The organism is Phocaeicola faecicola (assembly GCF_013618865.1).
Lineage (GTDB): Bacteria > Bacteroidota > Bacteroidia > Bacteroidales > Bacteroidaceae > Phocaeicola > Phocaeicola faecicola.
In genome coordinates this window covers 1-5,501 of the sequence record NZ_JABSOE010000114.1, presented here as the reverse complement: position 1 = coordinate 5,501, position 5,501 = coordinate 1, and the positions used below count along the sequence as shown (strand labels likewise).

Annotated in this window: 5 protein-coding genes; 4 read left to right on the top strand and 1 reads right to left on the bottom strand. The window is 34.9% G+C overall.

Features of this window, described 5'->3' with window-relative positions:
* Window positions 1-389 precede the first annotated feature (389 nt).
* The 4 genes from H3001_RS18530 (at window position 390) to H3001_RS18515 (ending at window position 4,151) form a co-directional block, all read left to right on the top strand.
* Window positions 390-1,484, top strand: coding sequence for a radical SAM/SPASM domain-containing protein (locus H3001_RS18530; protein ID WP_246368704.1), 1,095 nt, complete (start codon window positions 390-392; stop codon window positions 1,482-1,484).
* The gene (locus H3001_RS18525) at window positions 1,474-2,265 is read left to right on the top strand and encodes a hypothetical protein (protein ID WP_181215727.1); all 792 of its coding nucleotides are present in this window, start codon (window positions 1,474-1,476) and stop codon (window positions 2,263-2,265) included. Before H3001_RS18530 ends, H3001_RS18525 begins: the two co-directional genes overlap by 11 nt.
* Complete coding sequence (locus H3001_RS18520) at window positions 2,265-2,762, top strand: PH domain-containing protein (RefSeq protein ID WP_181215726.1); 498 nt, start codon at window positions 2,265-2,267, stop codon at window positions 2,760-2,762. Before H3001_RS18525 ends, H3001_RS18520 begins: the two co-directional genes overlap by 1 nt.
* A 174-nt stretch (window positions 2,763-2,936) precedes the next feature.
* On the top strand, window positions 2,937-4,151 hold the full coding sequence (locus H3001_RS18515) for an IS256 family transposase (protein ID WP_181215725.1): 1,215 nt from the start codon (window positions 2,937-2,939) through the stop codon (window positions 4,149-4,151).
* Between the two features lie 219 nt (window positions 4,152-4,370).
* Here the strand turns inward: H3001_RS18515 and H3001_RS18510 are convergent, their stop codons facing one another.
* Entirely contained in the window at window positions 4,371-5,273 is a 903-nt protein-coding gene (locus tag H3001_RS18510; protein WP_181215724.1) for a leucine-rich repeat domain-containing protein, read from the bottom strand.
* Window positions 5,274-5,501: the final 228 nt, after the last annotated feature.

Here is a 5,501-nt window from a genome sequence, read left to right as displayed (position 1 = left end):
CCATATTGTCAAGAGGGCTTCGCACCAAACAATTACTCGTAAAGCACGCCTCTTTAGGCTACTGTTGACGGAACAACAGGTTCAGACATCATGCTGAACAATTACTTGTACGACTTCTTGTCGCACACTCTTATTGCAAAGATAATATTTATTGAACTAATCCCTCAGGTTTTTACGTTAATCCCCTAATATCCTCCTACAAAAAGATAGCTCTTCAGTTTCCATAACTGATAATGATTTGCTTTAGACAAAATATAATTTTACCGAAGTTACTCCCCAGTCTTTTATGTTCAACCAGTACTATTTTCATTGATAAAAATAGTATAATTAAATTAAATTTTTGCATGCAACCATTTTAATATAACAAAAAAAACAATTATCTTCGCCATATGAGTAACATTTTAAAAGAGATTAAACTCATAAACAAACAACTAGACATGAAATTACTAAATTTTACATCACCTAATACTTTATCATTGTTGACAACTTATTATTGTACGGCAGCGTGTAAGAATTGTTGTTTTGAGTGCAACCAAGAACGTAGGGGAAGAATGTCATTTAAACAAATGAAAACCTATATATCGGAATGTATAAAGGCTTTCCCTACGATTAGGCTGGTTGTCTTTAGTGGTGGAGAATGCTTTTCCTTAAAAAATGATTTATATCAAGCCATTTATTATGCACATAAAAAAGGGCTTATTACAAGGGTTGTTACTAATGGGTATTGGGCTGTTAATTATGAAAAGGCTCTTGAAATTTTAGAGTTACTGAAGGAATTGGGGTTAAATGAATTAAATTTAAGTACGGGAGATGATCATCAAAAATGGGTACCCTTTGATAATATCGTAAATGCTATAAGAGCAGCTGCTAAAGTGGATTTGTCCTGTTTGGTAAATATAGAAACGAATCCAAGCTCACAGTTTTCTGAGGAAGATTTCAAAAATCATGAAGAACTACAAGAGTATATACGGGATAATAAAGTTATCTTTTCTTCTGGTATATGGATTCCATTTGATATGGAGGATAAAATTAAACGTGATACAAATTATAATGAATTAATAAAACATAGATATGTGCAGAGACCTATAATATCCCATGGGTGCAATAGCCTATTTGAGAGTATTCCTATTGACCCGGAAGGGAATGTATATGCTTGTTGTGGACTGGCTTGTAGAAAAGCTAAGTTTTTAAAAATTGGGAATATAAATACTGCAGGTATAAACAAAATATATACAGGACAATTTGATGATTTTTTAAAAGTATGGGCTTATGTTGATGGACCGAAATTTATTTTAAATAAAATAGCAATGGAAACCGGGAAAAATATTGAGATTAATGCTGATATGCATAATTGTGAAGCCTGTCTATTGCTATTGAATGATCCCTCTAAAATAGAATATATTAAAAATAATATATCCAAATATATATCTGAAGTTATACTAAAATACAATATTAAACAAAAGAAAGCAAATTATGAAAAGTAAAATTCTAACCTTAGGTGTTGGAGCAGCAATAGCTGCCACTGCAATTTCTTCATGTGAGAAATCAAATGATTTTCCTAATTTAGCCATTACGCCAGAAGAAAATTTTGTAGATGATGAAACTACTGCTATTTCTATGAAAAAGCTACCACAAGAAGAACAGGTGTATATTCACGATATGAGTTTATTATCACATAATATTTTAAATGATATAAATGCTGCGGAAGCCTTTTTGAATGCCCCTTTGGAATATGCCCAGTCTTTAGGAATAAAAAGTTCTATAGATACTAATGACGGGACTGTACGTTTTTTATTAGCAATTTGTAAACCAGAATTCCGAGAGGCTGTAACAAAGAGAGATATTAGAAAATTTGTAGAATTGTGTGAAAAATATGATATTTTTAAAAATGCCAATTCTTCCAATATAAAATTGTTAAACCATACTGCAATAACAAGAAGTAAAGACTCTATAAACGTACAAATGGGATTCTTCTGGATCGGTGAATGGATCTTGTTAGGTGTTGCATATGTTGGAGCAGGAATTGACTATGCAGCACTTGGTGGTCCCGTAGTGTGTGCTTCCAGAACAATCAACAGTGAAATGGCATTGCAAGTTTGGGACGTTGAAACACAGGACGGAAGTGTATATGAGTTAGCAGATGAGTACAAAAATCACTATGTTCTAGATTTGGTTAAGTTAGTAAAAGAAAAACGTCCTGAAGTAATGGAACGATATACAGATAAAGAACTTTTTGAAATAATACATAAGACATTAGCAATGTAATGAGCGTATATGAATCAAAATTTCAGCCGGTAATGGAACGCTGGTCTCTAGCATTAAAGATTATTTTATTAACTACTGGACTTATGTTTTTATTAAGAACTTTTATGCTACAATCTTTGCAGAATCAAATCGCAAGCCTATTATTAGGCATCATTCTTGTGTCTATATACATATATATGCTGATAGTGATTCCTTCATCTATATGTTTGGAAAAGGACCAGCTCGTTATAAAAAGAGCATTTAGAAAGAAATGCATTCCGTATTCTTATATTAAGGACGCTTTTGTTTATGACGGTGTTCAAAATGATGTCCGTTATTTTGGAAGTAATGGCTTTTTGGGGTATATAGGTGTAATGGGCAGCACCCATTATGGGAAATATTATTCCTATGTAAAGAATCCCAATCAACAAATTTTCATATTAACTAAAAAAAAGAATTACCTCTTTAGCTGTGAGAACAGAGACCTGTTTATAAAAGATTTGTTGAACCGACTATGACATTCTGAACATTAATACAGTCTGTTGGAAAATATAGTTATAACGTATGAGTAGTCCTAAATAGAGGCTGTCTCAAAATAAACTTGAGATGGCCTCTATTGTTTCATCTCGAGGATGTAAATTAAACTGTGTCAGCAAAGAATAAAATATTAACTTTGCTAACACAGTTTTTTTATGAAAGAAGAGTTTGATTTTGAGAGTATCAAGAACAAGGCTATTGAACAGCTGAAAGCGGGCAAGTCCTTGTTAGGTAAAGACGGTGCTTTTGCTCCCTTATTGGAAAGTATCCTGAATGCAGCTCTGGAAGGTGAGATGGATGCACACCTTACAGAAGAAGAACGTCAAATGGGCAACCGCCGTAACGGGAAAATGCAAAAGCAGGTCCAGACTTCATTGGGCGAGGTAACCGTATCTACTCCCCGTGACCGTAATTCAAGCTTTGATCCACAATTCATTAAGAAGCGTGAGACCATTCTGGCAGAAGGTGTTGCTGACCGTATAATCGGCCTGTATGCTCTTGGTAACAGCACACGTGAGATTAGTGATTGGATGGAAGAGAATCTTGGTAATCGTGTATCGGCAGATACAATCAGCGCCATTACAGACCGTGTACTTCCGGAAATAAAGGCATGGAAATCACGTATGCTTGATTCTGTCTATCCTATAGTCTGGATGGATGCTATCCATTATAAGGTAACGGATGAACGTGGTTGTGCTGTTACACGTGCAATCTATAATGTGCTGGGTATTGACAGAGAAGGACATAAGGAGCTGCTCGGAATGTATATATCAAGAAATGAGGGAGCAAACTTCTGGCTCAGTGTTCTGACAGACCTCCAGAACCGTGGAGTCGAAGACATTCTTATAGCCTGTATAGACGGCTTGAAAGGTTTTCCTGAAGCAATCCAAAGTGTTTATCCCAATACAGTCGTACAGCTTTGTGTCGTACATCAGATTCGTAATTCCATCAAATATGTAGGCTCCAAGAATCAAAAGGAATTCCTGAAGGATTTGAAATGCGTTTATCAGGCTGTAAATAAAGAATCGGCAGAAAATGAACTTCTTAAGCTGGAAGAGAAATGGGGTGAACAGTATCCTATCGTCATCAGGTCATGGCAAGAGAATTGGGATAAGCTATCCGAATACTTCCAGTACACTCCGGCTATCCGTAAGCTTATATATACCACAAATACTGTTGAAGGGTATCACCGCCAAATCCGTAAGGTAACAAAAAACAAGGGCGTGTTCCCGTCGGATACAGCCCTTGAGAAACTGGTTTATCTTGCATACCGCAACATACGTAAGAAGTGGACTATGCCACTTGCCAATTGGGCTACAATCTCACAGCAACTGGCCATAAAGTTTGGAGAACGATTTAAATTATTGTAATTTTACGCTCGTCGGGACGGGTGGTCCCGCCCCTTGGCGCTGGCCGTTCCCCGACCGATGAGTTTTCTAATAGGAAATAATGCGTGACACAGTTTATTTTACACTACCTTTTAAACCGCAATTTCCTGCCGGTTATATTTAAATTGAATCTCCATACGATGATATTGAGAAGTCAATAATATGACTGTCAGTCTTTTCCGGGGCTTTATATGATGTGGCTCAAGACTCTGTGTTGAGATCACCTACTGCATGCTTGCTGTTATTTTTTCTCAACATCTTGTTCCATAAAGGATGGATCCAGAACAAGTCATAATTATGCTTTATATCTATATAGTTTATTTTATTAAGATTTCCTTTTACGGAAGGAGGTGTCTTCATTTCGCAGATTAATTTATTTACAAAGTCAAAGTCAAAATTTATATTATTAACCAAGCACCCTAATCTGAGTTCATCTATGCCTTGATGCGAAATTAAAGTATCTTCTTCTTTGAAATTCCTTCCTATATACACAGTCTTCAAAGACGGACAATTATAAAACTGAATTCCTTTCCATGAAATTAATTTCTTACCGTCTTCTACTATTACCGATTCAAGGTTTTTGCAATTATCAAAGGCTCCATGGTCTATACGCTCAATAGAGTTTGGTATTAGGATTTCATTTATACCAGAGCCACTGAAAGCATTGCAGCCAATAATTTTAACAGATCCGGGAATTACCACTTTTTGAAGATTTTTACAATCATAAAAAAAATTATCCGGTATATAACTTATGAATTCTGGCAAATGAATAGTCGTTAGTTTCTTTTTCCTTTTCAGCAGATTCTTTCTTAATTTAAGTTTCTCTCCTTCATGAATTTTTTTCCTGTGATATATGATATTTGATAAATCCAACACCTCTAAATTATCCATATATTGCATGAAATACAAATCATCTATATTGATGAATCCGTTAATTTTAAGGTGTCTTACCTTTAATAGATTATTAATTCCTATTTCCTTCCTCAGTACCCCGCCCTTGTATAAATTCAAGTTAAATATTCCTGTAAACATGTCCTTTGATGAGCGTCCCGAGGAGATTACATAAAAAATGCCTTTAACTGTGTTAATATACTTTTTTACCATATACTTTATGTTTCCACAAGAAAGTTAGATAACAAAATAACCCTAAAATTTATCCTCTAATATTATCAGAGCAAAGATAATAAAAATCTATTGTCCGGATGGTTCATTCGAAGAAATGCACCTTTTACACTTTGAGGTTTGGTTGTAGCTTTGCGGCAGTGAATACAATCAAACCTCAATTATTATGAACAGACAAGAATTTGAAGAATTAGAATTGCAGGTGCAACA